The organism is Roseateles sp. PN1, assembly GCF_038419725.1.
Taxonomy (GTDB): Bacteria; Pseudomonadota; Gammaproteobacteria; order Burkholderiales; family Burkholderiaceae_C; genus Paucibacter_A.
In genome coordinates, this window is sequence record NZ_JBCARA010000016.1 from 91,318 (window position 1) to 105,693 (window position 14,376).

General features: G+C 61.0%; 16 protein-coding genes. 4 read left to right on the top strand and 12 right to left on the bottom strand.

Annotation, left to right across the window (positions count from 1 at the left end):
• Positions 1-209 precede the first annotated feature (209 nt).
• Positions 210-533 carry a flagellar hook-basal body complex protein FliE gene (gene fliE / locus AABB87_RS20795; RefSeq protein ID WP_341973219.1) on the top strand — a complete coding sequence of 108 codons (324 nt, stop codon included), beginning with the start codon at positions 210-212 and terminating at the stop codon, positions 531-533.
• A gap of 40 nt (positions 534-573) precedes the next feature.
• Here fliE and AABB87_RS20800 read toward each other — a convergent pair whose 3' ends face one another.
• From AABB87_RS20800 to AABB87_RS20840, 9 genes are all read right to left on the bottom strand, one after another.
• Positions 574-1,086, bottom strand: a complete 513-nt coding sequence (locus tag AABB87_RS20800; protein WP_341973220.1) for a hypothetical protein — start codon at positions 1,084-1,086, stop codon at positions 574-576.
• Positions 1,087-1,240: 154 nt separating this feature from the next.
• A complete protein-coding gene (locus AABB87_RS20805; RefSeq protein WP_341973221.1) occupies positions 1,241-1,762 on the bottom strand; it encodes a type II secretion system protein in 522 nt (173 codons plus the stop codon).
• Positions 1,759-2,532 (bottom strand): flagellar brake protein, encoded by a 774-nt coding sequence (locus AABB87_RS20810; protein WP_341973222.1) that lies wholly within the window; start codon positions 2,530-2,532, stop codon positions 1,759-1,761. The genes AABB87_RS20805 and AABB87_RS20810 overlap by 4 nt, the downstream gene beginning before the upstream one ends.
• A gap of 64 nt (positions 2,533-2,596) precedes the next feature.
• Complete coding sequence (locus AABB87_RS20815; RefSeq protein WP_058719076.1) at positions 2,597-2,896, bottom strand: flagellar protein FliT; 300 nt, start codon at positions 2,894-2,896, stop codon at positions 2,597-2,599.
• A 59-nt stretch (positions 2,897-2,955) separates the two neighbouring features.
• The gene (gene fliS, locus AABB87_RS20820; RefSeq protein ID WP_231741520.1) at positions 2,956-3,336 is read right to left on the bottom strand and encodes a flagellar export chaperone FliS; all 381 of its coding nucleotides are present in this window, start codon (positions 3,334-3,336) and stop codon (positions 2,956-2,958) included.
• Positions 3,337-3,587: 251 nt separating this feature from the next.
• Complete coding sequence (gene fliD / locus AABB87_RS20825; protein ID WP_341973224.1) at positions 3,588-5,045, bottom strand: flagellar filament capping protein FliD; 1,458 nt, start codon at positions 5,043-5,045, stop codon at positions 3,588-3,590.
• Between the two features lie 163 nt (positions 5,046-5,208).
• Positions 5,209-6,054, bottom strand: a complete 846-nt coding sequence (locus AABB87_RS20830; RefSeq protein WP_058719079.1) for a flagellin N-terminal helical domain-containing protein — start codon at positions 6,052-6,054, stop codon at positions 5,209-5,211.
• A gap of 327 nt (positions 6,055-6,381) precedes the next feature.
• Positions 6,382-7,224: a flagellin N-terminal helical domain-containing protein gene (locus AABB87_RS20835; protein ID WP_341973225.1), complete on the bottom strand. Its 843-nt coding sequence runs from the start codon at positions 7,222-7,224 to the stop codon at positions 6,382-6,384.
• Between the two features lie 363 nt (positions 7,225-7,587).
• Positions 7,588-8,427 (bottom strand): flagellin N-terminal helical domain-containing protein, encoded by an 840-nt coding sequence (locus tag AABB87_RS20840; protein WP_341973226.1) that lies wholly within the window; start codon positions 8,425-8,427, stop codon positions 7,588-7,590.
• A gap of 771 nt (positions 8,428-9,198) precedes the next feature.
• On the opposite strand from AABB87_RS20840, the gene AABB87_RS20845 reads away from it, so the two are divergent.
• The 3 genes from AABB87_RS20845 to flhC all read left to right on the top strand — a co-directional run bounded on the left by AABB87_RS20845 (position 9,199) and on the right by flhC (position 10,964).
• On the top strand, positions 9,199-9,714 hold the full coding sequence (locus tag AABB87_RS20845) for a tetratricopeptide repeat protein (protein ID WP_341973227.1): 516 nt from the start codon (positions 9,199-9,201) through the stop codon (positions 9,712-9,714).
• A gap of 351 nt (positions 9,715-10,065) precedes the next feature.
• On the top strand, positions 10,066-10,389 hold the full coding sequence (gene flhD, locus AABB87_RS20850; protein WP_058722085.1) for a flagellar transcriptional regulator FlhD: 324 nt from the start codon (positions 10,066-10,068) through the stop codon (positions 10,387-10,389).
• Positions 10,390-10,427: 38 nt separating this feature from the next.
• Positions 10,428-10,964, top strand: coding sequence for a flagellar transcriptional regulator FlhC (gene flhC / locus AABB87_RS20855; protein ID WP_058719084.1), 537 nt, complete (start codon positions 10,428-10,430; stop codon positions 10,962-10,964).
• A 25-nt stretch (positions 10,965-10,989) separates the two neighbouring features.
• Here the strand turns inward: flhC and AABB87_RS20860 are convergent, their stop codons facing one another.
• From AABB87_RS20860 to AABB87_RS20870, 3 genes are read right to left on the bottom strand one after another with little or no spacing between them, the layout of a single operon-like run.
• Positions 10,990-12,765, bottom strand: a complete 1,776-nt coding sequence (locus tag AABB87_RS20860) for an O-linked N-acetylglucosamine transferase, SPINDLY family protein (RefSeq protein ID WP_341973229.1) — start codon at positions 12,763-12,765, stop codon at positions 10,990-10,992.
• A gap of 2 nt (positions 12,766-12,767) precedes the next feature.
• A complete protein-coding gene (locus AABB87_RS20865; protein ID WP_341973230.1) occupies positions 12,768-13,445 on the bottom strand; it encodes a methyltransferase domain-containing protein in 678 nt (225 codons plus the stop codon).
• A gap of 2 nt (positions 13,446-13,447) precedes the next feature.
• On the bottom strand, positions 13,448-14,095 hold the full coding sequence (locus tag AABB87_RS20870; RefSeq protein WP_341973231.1) for a glycosyltransferase family 32 protein: 648 nt from the start codon (positions 14,093-14,095) through the stop codon (positions 13,448-13,450).
• Positions 14,096-14,376 lie beyond the last annotated feature (281 nt).

A 14,376-nucleotide genomic window follows, 5' to 3' on the forward strand; every position in this document is an offset into this window, starting at 1 on the left:
TGCCGTGGCTTGAATCGGGTGTGAGCTAATTCACGGCCGCACGGGAAAGTGCAGGAATGAGTGAATTATTCGGATTTGCACCCTTAAGAAAGCTGGGAACAAGCCGAGGAAGGGCGCTTATCTCCGTTCTTCAGGCGAGGCCGCCGCGCCCTAGACTTCTTCCCATCGCCACTCCTGCGTCCCGCAGTTGCTGGTGGGATGGAGTCACCATGGACCTGAAGCTCAAACCGTTCGATTTCGCGCAAGCCGCCTCCCGGGCAGGCTTGGCCGTGAACGGTCAGCCCCTGGCCAAGCCCAAGGCAGTGGATGGCGCCAGCTTCGGGGATGCGATGGCCCAGGCCATGAAGGGCGTCAGCCAGGCGCAGACCCAGGCCTCACGCCTGCAGCGCGAGGTCCAGCTGGACAACCCGACGGTGAGCCTGGAAGAAACCATGGTCGCCATGCAGAAGGCGCAGATCGGCTTCCAAGCCACCTTGCAGGTGCGCAACCGCTTGGTCTCCGCCTACAGCGAAATCATGAATATGCAGGTGTGATGGCGCTTGTCGCTGTCAGACTTTTCCTGCCAATCGCGCGCTAAGGTCTGGGCAGATTGGCGGCCACGCGGTGGCGAAACAGCGCCGCTCGTTCGGCGTCAGCCGCCAGCGTGATGCTGCTTTCGCACTGCGCCAGCCAATCCCAGAAGGCCGATTCGCTTTGAACCGCCCGCATCTGCTCACGCAGCCTGCCGTCTTGTCCGACCAGCATGCGGCTGGCCAACTCCAGCGCAAAAAGCTTGGCCGCTGCCAGCATACGGGCGCGGCGGTCTTGCTCAGCGACACGCTCGCGCTGCTGGGCCAGCTCGTTCGCATTCGGGCTGCTGATCAAACCTTGGGCTTCCAGCTGCCTCAGCACGGCTTCGTCCAGCCCAAGGCTGCGCGCCAAGCTCAACAACTCAGACTCGCTGCGCTGGCCGTCGACCGTGATCAGCAGCATGCGCTGGGCGCGCGTCAATATCGGCTGAGCTACTGGGGAACCGTTCTGGCCGGGCTGCTGACTCAGGTAGGCGCGGGCGGCGGCGGTTTTCTGGGGGCGGTCTTGAGGCTGCATAGCGCCGCAGTCTGGCGCGCCGGGGTTTAGCCTTGATGACGGAGGCGTGGAGGTGGGTGGGGGAGTGGGCGCCAAGCGTGAATACTTGGCATGCCAGGGGTTTTGTACATCGCGGCCGCTGCTGGCATGGCAATCACGGCTGTCAACACTGGCGCTAGGGGCAGGCCACCCCGCCCGGTGCGTCACGCCCGCAAACTTGCGGTCGGCCCAAGGGGTTCAATTGCACACGCAGGTTCTGGCCGCGCTCGGTGCGAAAAGCCGCCGCGCCGGTTTGCGCCACCTGGCCCAGGCCGGGGCTGAAGGCGGAGTCCTGCGCGATGTCCAGCAGCACACGCGGATATTCTTTGCTGTCCATCTGGGCGATATTGCAGCGGGCTCCCGGCGTGTTGCCGCTGCAATCGCAGGGCTGGTTCCGGCTGACGCCCCAGCACCATTTTTTGCCAGCGCGGTAGCTGATGTGAATGAGCTGGTTCTCACTAACGCTTAATTCACGCGCATGTCGCATGTCCAGGGCGAGCAACTCGGCCACCTGCTGGAGCTGGCGGCGCTGCAGCATATGCTGGTAGCTGGGTATGGCTGCCGCCAGCAAGATGCAGGTGATGGCGATCACGGTCACCGCTTCCAGCAGCGTGAAGCCACGGCTGACTTTTGAGTGACCGTGGCGAAGACCGTTCACGCTGCAGCGGGGCGCTTGCTGAGCAAACGGCCGAGTTTTTGCATTTGGTCGACAAAGCGCTGCAAGCTGCGCTGAGCGTCGGCATCAATGCGCTCAAACACCAGGCCCAGATGCAGGCCACCGTCGGGGTCGGCGCGGCTGTTTTGCACCCGCAGGCTGGCCTCGAAGCGGGTGTCGCGGTCCAGCTCGATCTGTGCCGAAGCAATGGGCGTGCCGATCGCCGGCGGCGCTTGATCCTCTGGCCACAGCAGGGCCAGTCCGCCCAGGCTGAGGTCGAGGATGCGCAGGCGCAGTTGCTGCTCGGGTGCTTGTGGGTCGGGCAGGCGGGCTTGCGGCGTGCGGGTATTGGGGCGCACACGGAAGGCCTGGCGGCGCTGAAAGCGGTACATCGTGCCGGGCAATGGCGCGCGCAGCACGGTGCCATTGCTGATCTGCGGGCTGTTCAGCAGCATCAGGCCGTCGAGCTCGAACTGCAGTTTGATCTGATCCAGATAAGCCACGGCCGTGACCTCGTCGGCGCTCAGCAATGCCTGCAACTGCGGGTCCTGGCGATGCGCATCAAAGCCCAGCGAGGCCTCGCTCGCATTCACCGCGCTCAAGCAGCTTTGCACGCAAGCGCCATTGGCGCCATGCAGGCTGATGCGGATCTGCTCGCGCTGCAGCCCCTGCAGCAGTTGGAGGATTTCGGCCGGGGTCTGAATGCGGAAATCGCCCGCGGCGTCCTGATCGGGCGCGGCGAGCGATGGCGGGGAGGTGGTTTGGCTTGTCATCAAAGGTCTACAAGATGGCGCTGCGGCCGTGCCCTAGTGGGCGGCCGCAGTGCATTCTGGCCGATCAGTGCAGAGTTTTGCTTTTTCCCGTCATCACGCGGTCCAGATCATCCAGCCAGGGTTCGGCCAGGTGGCGGATCTCAGCGTCGTTGACCAAGATGCGCTGCATGATGCGCGTCTTCAGCTTGGCTTCATCGGGGGCCAATTGCTTGGCCGAGGCCGCATGCTTGAGCTGCGAGATCAGCAGCACGCAAGCGCCTTCGAGTTTGACCACCTCATCCCAATTGCCGCAACGGGCGGCGCTCAACATGTCGGCGCTGGCTTGTTCAATGGCTTCGTAGTAGCTCAAGAGTTGAGTATTCATCGCTAGATCCGCTAGAGACTTTGGGTGTTGATTGGGTGTTGCCTTGGATTGCTTCATCATCAGGCTGCGCGTTGCAGTTCGTTATTGCTGCCAATGGCCGTCCAGGCTTCACGCACCGGGCTGAGGATGCGCTGGCATTCCTCAATCGCTGCGGCGTCGCTGTGCAGGTTGGCACGGGTCAGGCGCATGCACAGATAGGCATACAGATCGTTCAAATCTTTGGCCAGGGGGCCGGAGTCGAGGTTCAGCCCAGCCTTCAGGCCTTCATCCAGAATGCGCACAGCACGGGTCAGGGCGCGATTCTTGAGTTCGTTATTGCCGTTCTGGACTGCGCCGCGGGCTTGGGTCATGGCATCGAACAAGCCGTCAAACAGCATGCTGATGAGTCGGTGCGGGCTGGCACCGTGCACGTCGGTCTCCAGTCCCACTTTGCTGTACATCGACGCCCTTTGGGTGCGCGATGCGAAAGGGGATGAGGTGCTACCGTACATATTTGCGTCCCAAGTTGTGCTGTGTTGAATAGTTTTCGACCCCTCGCCGGCAAACTTGAGTTGCTCGAATTGATCTTTTTTAGTCTGAACTAGGCTTTATTCATGCTCAAGTTCACACTTGGCCGTGGAAATGAAAAACGCCCTGCGAGCCAGCGGCTGCGCAGGGCGTTGAGTGGCTTTTTGCCTGGCCGGACTCAGCCTTATTTGTTGCCGAACTGCTGCGTGACGTAGCTTTGCAGTCCGCTCAGGCTGGCCATGCTCTTGTCCAGCGAGGTGTAGCTGTTGCGCATGCGTTTTTCGACCAGAGCAAGCCGCAAGTTGATGGCGTCTTGATCCTTGCCGTTGCGGTTGATGGAGTCGCGCAAACCGGTTTGCTTGGAGTTCAGCGACCCGTCGAAGCTCAGCACTTTGTCAGTCAGGTCGCGGATCTTTTGTGTCAAGCCGTTGTTGCTGGCGTCGGCACTGTCGAGGCCGGAGAAGAGCTTTTTCAGATCACCCATCTTGCCCAGGGCGCTGTCGAGCTTGGCCGTGGTGATCTTGATCGTGCCATCGGCTTGTGGGTCCAGTCCGATGTCGGCGAACCGGGTCAAGCTGCCGCCCAAGGTGCTGGAACTGCTGACCAAGCTGCGCAGTTGACCCTGCAGGCCGATGGCGGTGCTGTCACCTTGCAGCGGTCCTGCGGTGGCGGCCGTGGTGCCTGACTTGGGGACGAACTTGGTCTGTTCCTTCATGAAGGTGGCCAAGGCGTTGTAGGCGGTGGTGAAGTCGGTGATTGCCTTCTTGATCGCCTCTTTGTCCGGCCCCACGGTCAGATTGACTTCGCTGGCCGCGCCGGTCGCATCCAGCGTCACTTTGGCGAAGTTGACGGTCAGGCCGTCAATCACATTGGCCACCGAGTTGGTCTCAGATACCACGGCAATGCCGTTGATGGTGCCCATCGCACTTTTGGCGCTTTGCGCCAAGGTCGCGGTGTTGACGCTATTGCTGGGGTCATAGGCCAGGGCGGACAGGCCTGCGCCGCCACCCGGCCCGGGCGCGGTTTCATTGGCGGAAACGCGAAAACCATTGCTGGCGCCGGTGCTGGCTGAGCGCAGCACCAGGCGTGCGCCCTGGCTGTCCGTCACCACCGAAGCCACGACACCGGCGCCGGAGGAATTGATCTTGTCGCGGGCGGCGGTGAGGCTGTCTTCGCCGGCACCGATATTGATCGTGACCGCCGACTTGCCTGCCGTAGGGGTGAAGGTGGCGTTGTTGGCGGTCCAGGCGCCGAGCTCGATGGTCAGCGAGCCTTGCCCGACCGTGGTGGCATTGGCCGGGTAGGCTGTGCTGCTGATGGTTTGCGCACTGGCCAGCTGAGTCACCTTGACGGCATAGTTGCCGGCCACCGAGCTTTGGCTGGTGGCCGCTGTGACGGCGGTGGCGTCCGAGGAGGTCGATAAATTGGCGCCCCAGATGTCCGGGTTGTTCAGCTTGGTGGCCGCGTCCTTCAGGGTGCTGATATTGCTTTGCAACTTGCCGTAGGACGAGAGCTTGGCCTGTAGCGCGGTGGCGCGCGTTTGCAAATTGACGACCGGCTGGCGTTCGATCGACATCAGCTTGGAGACGATGGTCTCAACGTCGAGCCCGCTGCCAATGCCGGTGGATGTGATGGTGGCCATTTTTCTCTCCTTTGCCTGCGCGCCGCTGCCCTTGCTTGGGCGGGTGGGTACTGCATGCTTACGGCCTATCGGCCATTGCGCAAAAAACTAAAGGCGGTTCAGGCTTGATGCCTAACCGCCTCTGAGCGTCAACCCAAGTTGACGCTAATGAGTTGCTGCGCCATCAACCCTTGAGCAGGGACAGAACTTGCTGCGGCATTTGGTTGGCCTGGGCCACCATGGCGTTACCGGCTTGCTGCAAGATTTGCGTGCGGCTCAGATTCGAGGTTTCCGCCGCGTAGTCCGCATCCATGATGCGGCTGCGGGCAGCGCTCTGGTTTTCCACCGAGACCTGCAGATTGGCGATCACCGCTTCGAAGCGATTCTGCGAAGCGCCCAAAGTTGCGCGCTGGCTGCTGATGGTGTTGATGGCGGCGTCAATGGCGTCGATCGCGACCTTCAGCGTCGCGGTGGTGTCGACATTCGAGATGGTCGTGCCAGTGACGGTGACCACGGTGGGGTCTTGCGTCATGTCGGTGGTTGTTACCGTGATGATGTCTTCCGCACCGGTATTGGGGCCGACCTGGAAGTCTTGCGGCACGGCCGCATCGGCGCCCAAGATCTTCTTGCCGTTAAAGGTGGTGCCGCCCAGCACGCGGGTGATTTCCGCTGCCAGCTCGGTGTATTCCTTGCCGATCGAATCCAGATCGGAGGTGGTGTTGGTGGCGTTACGCGCTTGCACCGCCAGTTCACGCATGCGCTGCAAGGTGTCGCCAACTTTGGACAAGGCACCTTCAGCCGTTTGCGCCAGCGAAATGCCGTCGTTGGCATTGCGCACGGCCACATTCATGCCGCGTACCTGTGAGTTCATGCGTTCGGCGATGGCCAGGCCGGCGGCATCGTCTTTGGCCGAATTCACCCGCATGCCGGACGAGAGCCGCTGCATGGACACGGACAGCGAGCCCTGCGACATATTCAGATTGCGCTGCGCATTCAGCGAGGCAATATTGGTGTTAATGGTCTGCGGCATTTGAGCACTCCTACAAAATCCGGTGATTCCGGCGGGGCCGGGGTGATCTGCCTGCTTTGCTCACAAGAGATGTGGCGGGCAACTCAGCCCGGTCAATCCAAGCAATCGCCCCTTTGTTTGGGCAGCCCACTCGGTCCGGACCTCAGGCTTCAATCACTTTCAACCCGATGAGCAAATTCTCTGAGTGCTTGAGCGATTCAAAAGGCCAATAAAGGGCCAAAACAACGGCCATAAAAAAACTCCGACCCTGGGGTGAACCAGAGGTCGGAGTCGCGTGATTCGGTGAGGGTCAGGTCTTGCCTGACTCAGTGGACTTGCCGCTTTGGCTTAGCCTCGCAGCAGGGACAGCACTTGCTGCGGCAGCTGATTGGCCTGCGAGATCATGGCGTTACCGGCCTGCTGCAGAATCTGCGCGCGGCTCAGGTTGGCGGTTTCAGAGGCGTAGTCGGCATCCAGGATGCGGCTGCGGGAGGCGGTCTGGTTCTCCACCGACACCTGCAGGTTCGAGATCACCGCGTCAAAGCGATTCTGCGAGGCGCCCAAAGTGGCGCGCTGGCCGCTGACGGTGGTGATGGCCGTATCGATATTGTCGATGACGGTCTTCAGCGTGGCGGCGGTGTCGACGTTGCTGATCGAGGCGCCGGTGACGGCGGTGATCGAGGCGTCACCGGTCAGGTCAGTGGTAGCCACGTCAACGATGTCGTTGTCCGTCGTGTTGGCGCCAATCTGGAAGGTCTGCGTACCTGCAGCGCCGGCCAGGATGGCCTTGCCGTTGAAGGTGGTGCCGCCCAGAACGCGGTTGATTTCCGCGCCCAACTCGGTGAATTCCTTGCCGATGGAGTCCAGGTCGGTGGTGGTATTGGTGGCATTGCGAGCCTGCACACCCAGTTCACGCATGCGCTGCAGTGCGTCACTGACCTTGCTCAGCGCGCCTTCAGCGGTTTGCGCCAGCGAGATGCCGTCATTGGCATTGCGGATGGCCACGTTCATACCGCGCACCTGGCTGGTCATGCGGTCAGCAATGGCCAGGCCGGCGGCGTCGTCCTTGGAGGAGTTGACGCGCATGCCGGACGACAGGCGTTGCATGGAAACGGCGAGGGAACCTTGTGATGTGGACTGATTGCGTTGGGCATTCAGGGACATCAGGTTGGTGTTGATGACTTGGCTCATGTTCAATCCTTTGGTGTGTACTAAGACTTGCCGGAAATCCGGGCTTCACGGTCGATAAAAGGCCGCCCATAACAGGTGGCTTTTGCCAGCAAATGTCGGGCTTGCGCCTGGCCTTTGCACCGTCCGCGTCCTGCTCTTTGGAGAGCCGGCTGACCGGACCACGTAGTCCATCTAATTCCTCGGACCCGTTGAATTGCTTATCGACGACACCAGTGATTGACTTAAATCCTTTTTTCAAAAAACGCCACTTGTCAAGGGACTTGCGGCGTCTTTTTCATGAGCTGTTGGAGTGAGAAATATCGCTGAGCTGCTGGAGGTGATGGCTGGAGTGAGTCGGTATTCGCGACTCACTCCGCGCCGTCATCAGCGCAGCAGGGTCAGGACTTGCTGCGGCAGCTGATTGGCCTGCGCGATCATCGCGTTACCTGCTTGTTGCAGGATCTGCGAGCGGCTCAGGTTGGCGGTTTCCGAGGCGTAGTCCGCGTCCAGAATCCGGCTGCGCGCGGCGCTTTGGTTTTCCACCGAGATCATCAAATTGGATGTCACGGCGTCAAAGCGGTTTTGCGAAGCACCCAGGGTGGCGCGCTGGCCGCTGACTGTGGTGATGGCGGTATCAATGTTGTCGATGACGGTCTTCAGCGTGGCGGCGGTATCGGTATTGCTGATCGATGCGCCGGTGACGGCGGTGATCGTGGCGTCAGCGGTCAGATCGGTCGTGGCCACGTCGACGATGTCGTTGTCCGTCGTGTTGGCGCCAATCTGGAAGGTTTGTGTACCGGCGGCGCCGGCCAGGATGGCCTTGCCGTTGAAGGTGGTGCCGCCCAGCACGCGGGTGATTTCCTGACCCAACTGGGTAAATTCCTTACCGATGGAGTCCAAGTCGGTGGTGGTATTGGTGGCATTGCGTGCTTGCACGCCCAGTTCACGCATACGTTGCAGGGAATCGCTGACCTTGCTCAGCGCGCCTTCAGCGGTTTGCGCCAGCGAGATGCCGTCGTTGGCATTGCGGATCGCCACATTCATGCCGCGCACTTGGCTGGTCATGCGGTCGGCAATCGCCAGGCCGGCGGCGTCATCTTTGGCGGAATTGACACGCATGCCGGAAGACAGGCGCTGCATAGCGGTGGCCAGTGTGCCTTGCGAGGTCGAGGTGTTGCGCTGTGCGTTGAGCGACAACTGATTGGTGTTAATGATTGCGGGCATGATTCACTCCTGTTTCAGCTACAAAGTTTTTCCGGCAGAGCGCCGACGTGTTGCGAACACCTTGAGAGGGCATCCGTTACGCGGAGTCTTGTTCTCATGAACAAGCCCCCCGCCTCGCCCGGCTTAGTCAACTGATGCAGCTTTGACCCCCTGTGAAGGGAGGACCTAGTTGCGGCCTTCTTACCGGACCACGTGTCCGTTTCCGAACCCGTTGAAATGGGTATCGGACAGCCGCCAAATAAACTTTAGGGCTGTTTGTCAATAGGCTTGATCTGTTGAAAAGCGGGGGTGGCTCGGCTTTGTTTCATCGATTGGCCGATTTGGGGTCGGCGTCCACCCTTGAGGGCGGCGAAGAAGGCAGGGCGCTGCACTTTGCTTGTGGCTGAATGGAGTGGCTGGTTCTTGCTCTTGACCTTTGCTTGATGTGTGTGGCCTGTCGCGATAACGCGATGGCGCATTCAGTGTTTGAAGAGTCTGCTTTGTTGCTGAAACAAGGAGCCTGTGTTTGCAGGAGTGGCGCAAGCCGCAGGCTCTGATTTGTTTTCGGTGCGTGGCGCGCCGAGCAGGCTTGGAGAAGCGGCTGCTAGTCCGGCCTTTTCTCACGAATGACCCGATGCCCGCGCACTAAAGTTCGTTGCACTGAAGTCGAGCGGTAGGTGCTTTTTATTGCATTGCCGCCTAGCCATCAGAGTCACTCACGCATCTGTGTAGGTCACCCGATCAGTCAGGGCCTTTGCAGAGCAAAAGCTGTAGAAACTCTTGGAGATCCCTATGCATGCCATGACGCAAGCCAAGTCGCAATCCGCAACGCTGCCTGCTCAGCTGCAGGCGATCCATACCGACTCCTCGGAGCCCACGATCAGCGTGGAGGCCGCATTGCTGCTGGCTCAAGCGCGCAATATGGCTTTTGCCGAAGCCGCGCAAGGTCGCTTGGGTGAGGGCCTGAACTTGTTGCAAATCGCCCTGGAGCATGAGCCGATGGCGCATGACTTGCTCAGCGATATGGCCGCACTGCTGCTGAGCGCTGGCGAGTTGGCCCATGCCCAAGCCGCAGCCGAGCGTGCGCTGGCCTTGCAGCCTAATCATGGTGCAAGCCTGTACTCCTTGGCCTTCGCGCTGTCTGGCCAGGGTCAGGTCTTGCGTGCACGCGAAGTGCTGCAGCGCTTGCTCACGGGCGAAGCCCTGCAAAACTTGCAGAAGGAATCTCCTGACTTGCTGCCGGTGGCGCAAACAGAAATGAAGCGCCTGAGCGCGCTGACCGGTGGCGCAGCGACCGCTGCCGACTGATAGCTCCCAATCAGCCTGCTCGGGCTGATCTGGCAGCTTGCCCGCTTGCTCGACTGCTATATCGACTGCCCTAGTTAGAGCGTCCCGGCCGGACTATGCGGCGCCTGACTCAGGCGGCCTCGGCGTCCCAGCCAAGCCTAGCCATTCCACTGACCTTTTTACACCCGCCCCGAGAGATCGGCCGGCGGGCCTAGGCGTTTGCCTGTAGGAAGTTCACTGACAAGCAGGTGCGGGAAAAATGGACTTCAGGAACGGAAGTGCGCCGATGTTGTGAGTTTGTTCCGAGCTTCACAATCTGTTTCAGCTTGATACGAAATCAACACAACAGTTTTGCCCCCGGAGCCCAGCATCATGAACGCAGACCAAATCCTCGCCGAGATCCGTGAAGCCAATCTGAACTACCTGATGCTGGCGCAAAGCCTGATCCGCCAGGACCCCGAGCAAGCGCTCTATCGTCTGGGTATCTCCGAAGACACCGCCACCCTGATCAGCACGCTGAGCCCCGCTCAGCTGATGAAGATTGCCTCGGGCAATACCTTGCTGTGCCGCTTCCGCATGGATGACGATCTGGTCTGGGGTCTGCTGACCAGCCACGGCAAGTCGGCCGCCAACGACGGCATCAGCCGCCTACACGCTTCCATCCTGATGGCCGGCCGCCATCAAGAAGCCGCCTGATCACCGCACCTAACAAGACCTGACGAGACGACACCATCATGCGCAACAAAAGCATCCTCACCGAAGCCCGCCAGATCGAACGTGCGGTCACCTTGATCAACCTGGGTGCGCGCTTGCAAGTGTTGGAGTCGGAAACCGATATGTCTTACGAGCGCCTGTTGCGCTTGTACAAGGAAGTCTCGGGCAAGAGCCCCAGCAAGGGCCAGCTGCCGTTCTCGACCGACTGGTTCATGACCTGGCAGCCCAATATTCATGCTTCGCTGTTTTTGAATGTGCATGAGTACCTGAACAAGGTCTCGGAGTTGGATGAGATTGATGCGGTCATCAAGGCCTATCAGCTCTATCAAGAGCAGACCCAAGCCCAAGGCCTGGAAGCCATGCTGTCGGTGACGCGCGCTTGGCGCCTGGTGAAGTTCATCGACAACGGCATGTTGACGATGACCAAGTGCAGCACCTGCGGCGGTCAATTCGTGACGCATCCGCATGAAATCGCACGCCACTATGTCTGCGGCATGTGCAACCCACCGGCCCGCGCTGGCAAGGGCCGCGCGCAGGGCGCGATTCAGATGCACTGAGGCTTTGAGCTTGCCGCGCTCGGGGTCAGCTGACTTTGGGTGCTAGCTCGGCCGGTAGTTCGGCAGGCAATGCGGCCGGCGCCAAGCCGGCTTCGGCACGTTCCCACATGCGCAGCAGCAAGCTTTCCAACTCACGCGCGAAGCGTGGGGCGTCGAACAGGGCTTGTCGCCCGCTCAGCACGCGTCCGCGCACTTCGAGTAGCTTTTCGGGCTGCTCGCCCAAGGCGCAGGCTCGGTCGATGTAGTCTTGCTCGCTACCGCATACCAACTCATCCAGGCCGGCCGCAACCAAGATGCTGGCCGCCACGCTCTGCGTGAAACACTCGCCGCGCAAGGTCAGCACGGGTAGGCCTGCAGCCAAGGCATCGCTGGTGGTGGTGTGGCCATTGCAGGGCCAGCTGTCCAGCGCCAGGTCGGCGGTTGCCAAGCGCTGCAGATGCTCATGCATGGGCAGGCGAGGCGCAAAGACGAGGCGCTCGGGGGTAATTCCACGGGTCAACGCTTCACGCTGCAGCTGTGCATCAAGTGCTGCCCCGCCGCTGAGTTGCCACAAGACAGCACCCGGCAAGCGCCGAAGAATGCTCATCCAGGCGTCGAACAGGGCCGGAGTGACTTTGTAAATTGGGTGGGCGCTGAGCAGTACCAAAGCATGCTCAGGCAAGCCCAGTGCCGCGCGGCTTGGCAAAGCGGAGGCGCCGACTCGCAGGCGCTGGCTGTCATTGGGCTGATAGCAGCGTGGCAGTTGCGCAATCTGTTCGCTGTAGGCGCTAGCCTGGTCCAGCGGGGTGACATGCGGGTCGCCGATGATGTAGTCGATGAAGTCGGCGCCGCTGCTGCCCGGAAAGCCCAGCCAGGCCACTTGCACCGGCGCGGGCCGATAGGCCAGGGCAGCAAAGCGGCTTTGGGCCGTGTGGCCCTTCAGGTCGATGATGATGTCGATCTGTTCGGCGCGTATGCGTTGGGCGATCGCGGCTAGGCTCAGGCCGGCCACGTCGATGAAGCGCTCGCAGGCTTGGCGCAGCCGCTGTCGCATGGCGGAGCCATCGTCCGGCCCGTGAGAAAACAAGAACACTTCAAAGCGCTGGCGGTCGCGTGCCTCCAACACCTCAACCAGCAGAGCGGCCGTGGCGTGGTCGTGAAAGTCCGCCGACAAATAGCCAATGCGCAAGCGCCGACCCGCCGCCAAAGGCTTGGCTTGGCGAGGCGGTAGCGGGCGGATGCCGCGTGTCAGGTAGCGGCTGCTGAGTCGGGCCACCTTGAGTAAATCCGCGGGCTGATGCGGCAGGCCGATCAACGTAAAAGGCACGCCGAATTCATCGGCCGCATCGGCAGGCTTGGCGCGGATGGCATGCAGCAGGCTTTGTTGATTGGCCTCGAAGTCTTGCCAGCGCAGGGCTTGTTGGTCGCCGTGCGCCAAATAGGCCTGGGCCATCACGCTATTGGGCTGCAAGGCGGCCACGGCGCGAAAGCATTCCGCCGCTTCTTGCGGCATTTGCAGGTCTTGAAATGCAAAGGCGAGTTGCAAAAAGGCTTGCTCATCGTCGGCGCGCAGGGCCAGTGCTTGCATCAATGCGCCGACTGCTTCTTGCGCTTGGCCGCTGCGCCGCAAGGCTTCGCCCAGGAGGCGATGGAAGGGGTTGGACTGGCCGGCGAGTGGATCTCGACAGTCGCGCAGCAACTGGGCGCATTCGGTATAGCGTTCCTGTTGCATGGCTGCCTGGGCCAGGCGCAGGCTGCTCGCCAAGTCAGGGGCGCTGCTGCCTCGCGCTGCTGCCGGTTTTGCGGCCTTGCTGACTTTCATGCTCAGGCGCTGGCCTCGGCGTCGCTTGCATCGACTTGGGCTGCGGCCGGGCCCGCCATGGCCAGCAAGGACATGCGGTTGAAGAACCACATGCCTTGCAAGTCCCAGCTGGTGTACTTGCGCAGCACATTGGCCAGGGTGTAGGGCGTGTACCAGCAGTTGTGGTCGGGGTGGACCACTTCGACAAAGGTCTGCGCGCCGCTGCTGTAGTCAAAGTGCTGGCGGAAGCAGCTGAAGGCATCGGGCACGGTGATCACATATTGCGCGGCACCCAATGATTGCAGATGCTGCAAAAAGCCCTGCACATCGGGCACATGCTCCATCACCTCGGGCACCAGCACCAAGTCGTAATGGTCTTTGGGCACATCGTCCCAGCTGCTGAACAGGCGGCCTTTCAAATGTGGCTGCAGTTGCTCGAAGGCCTCGATATTGATGTCGAAGCCATCCAGCTCGCAAATGCCGTCGAGCTGCAAATGCAGGGATTGCTTTAGATTGGTGATGGGCCAATCCACGCAGCCCACATGCAGCACGCGTTTACCGGCGCACATGGGTTGGAACACATCCAGGCGGGAGCGGCCGCGCAGCTCTTCGCTGACGGCAACTTTCTGCACGAAGTAGGGCGCGTGGGCCAGCTCCAGGGTGGAGACGGGCAAGCCGGGCGTTTGGGGCAGGGCGCTCATGCTCAGGCGACCTTTCGCTTGTAAAGCTCGTTGTAATTGTTCAGGGTGCTGCCCCAGGCTTGGTCGGCGAACACCAGGCCGCCGCCGGTGTATGCGGCGCCGGTGAAATGGCGCGGAATGAAGAAGTGACTGGGCCAGATGGTCAGGTCGGCGTATTGGTGCATGCGGTGGCATTCGGTCAGGAAGAGCGGGCCGACGCTTTGCCAGGCCATGCGGTCGTCAACACGCGGCTGGTTCTGTAGGTCCAGAATCATCTGGCCGAAGAAGGGGTTCTCAGGTTTGGAGGCCACATAGCCTGCTGCGATCAGGCCCGGCCGCACCAATTCGTTCTCCCAGCAGGCGCAGGCCTCGCCTTCGAACAGCCAGGGTTCGAGCGGCCGCTGGCAGATGCTGTCGGCATCGACCACAAAGCCGCCCTCGTGATAAAGAATCTCCCAGCGCATCAGGTCGGCCACGCCATTGAGTTCGCGCTTGGCCATATCACGCATATGTTTGGAGTTGATCCAGCCATAGCTGCCCAGTTCTTCATTGCCCCAGACGCGCACCTGCCAGTCGGGATTGTGCTGGCGCCAGGTGTCGATGCAGTTGTCGGGGCGCTTACTCTCGTCGCCAACCCAGATCACGTGAATGGTGCGGGGAATCATGGGCATGCCTTGCCTTTGGATGGTGTTGCCTCCGAATGTAGGCCTGCAGCCTTGCCGGCCAAGTCTGGAAAAGAGCGGGCTTTGCCTTACAAACAAAGATCAAGGGCAAATGGCCAGCTTGGGACCCCTTTCGAGGCCTGTTTCTCCTATGACAGCCCCGATTTTTCTCGATCGAATGAACTGGCTGATTGCTTGGCACTTGTTGCGGGTTTGTAGGAAAAAACCTGACAAGCCCCAGGGAAGAAAGGGGACTTCAGTGACGGAAAAGCGCCGATGTTGGGAGTTTG

Excerpts from the sequence above, each read along its gene's own strand:
- fliE (WP_341973219.1), top strand. The coding sequence starts at position 210 with ATGGACCTGAAGCTCAAACCGTTCGATTTCGCGCAAGCCGCCTCCCGG.
- AABB87_RS20800 (WP_341973220.1), bottom strand. The coding sequence starts at position 1,086 with ATGCAGCCTCAAGACCGCCCCCAGAAAACCGCCGCCGCCCGCGCCTAC.
- AABB87_RS20810 (WP_341973222.1), bottom strand. The coding sequence starts at position 2,532 with ATGACAAGCCAAACCACCTCCCCGCCATCGCTCGCCGCGCCCGATCAG.
- AABB87_RS20815 (WP_058719076.1), bottom strand. The coding sequence starts at position 2,896 with ATGAATACTCAACTCTTGAGCTACTACGAAGCCATTGAACAAGCCAGC.
- fliS (WP_231741520.1), bottom strand. The coding sequence starts at position 3,336 with ATGTACAGCAAAGTGGGACTGGAGACCGACGTGCACGGTGCCAGCCCG.
- fliD (WP_341973224.1), bottom strand. The coding sequence starts at position 5,045 with ATGGCCACCATCACATCCACCGGCATTGGCAGCGGGCTCGACGTTGAG.
- AABB87_RS20830 (WP_058719079.1), bottom strand. The coding sequence starts at position 6,054 with ATGCCGCAGACCATTAACACCAATATTGCCTCGCTGAATGCGCAGCGC.
- AABB87_RS20835 (WP_341973225.1), bottom strand. The coding sequence starts at position 7,224 with ATGAGCCAAGTCATCAACACCAACCTGATGTCCCTGAATGCCCAACGC.
- AABB87_RS20840 (WP_341973226.1), bottom strand. The coding sequence starts at position 8,427 with ATGCCCGCAATCATTAACACCAATCAGTTGTCGCTCAACGCACAGCGC.
- AABB87_RS20845 (WP_341973227.1), top strand. The coding sequence starts at position 9,199 with ATGCATGCCATGACGCAAGCCAAGTCGCAATCCGCAACGCTGCCTGCT.
- flhD (WP_058722085.1), top strand. The coding sequence starts at position 10,066 with ATGAACGCAGACCAAATCCTCGCCGAGATCCGTGAAGCCAATCTGAAC.
- flhC (WP_058719084.1), top strand. The coding sequence starts at position 10,428 with ATGCGCAACAAAAGCATCCTCACCGAAGCCCGCCAGATCGAACGTGCG.
- AABB87_RS20860 (WP_341973229.1), bottom strand. The coding sequence starts at position 12,765 with ATGAAAGTCAGCAAGGCCGCAAAACCGGCAGCAGCGCGAGGCAGCAGC.
- AABB87_RS20865 (WP_341973230.1), bottom strand. The coding sequence starts at position 13,445 with ATGAGCGCCCTGCCCCAAACGCCCGGCTTGCCCGTCTCCACCCTGGAG.
- AABB87_RS20870 (WP_341973231.1), bottom strand. The coding sequence starts at position 14,095 with ATGCCCATGATTCCCCGCACCATTCACGTGATCTGGGTTGGCGACGAG.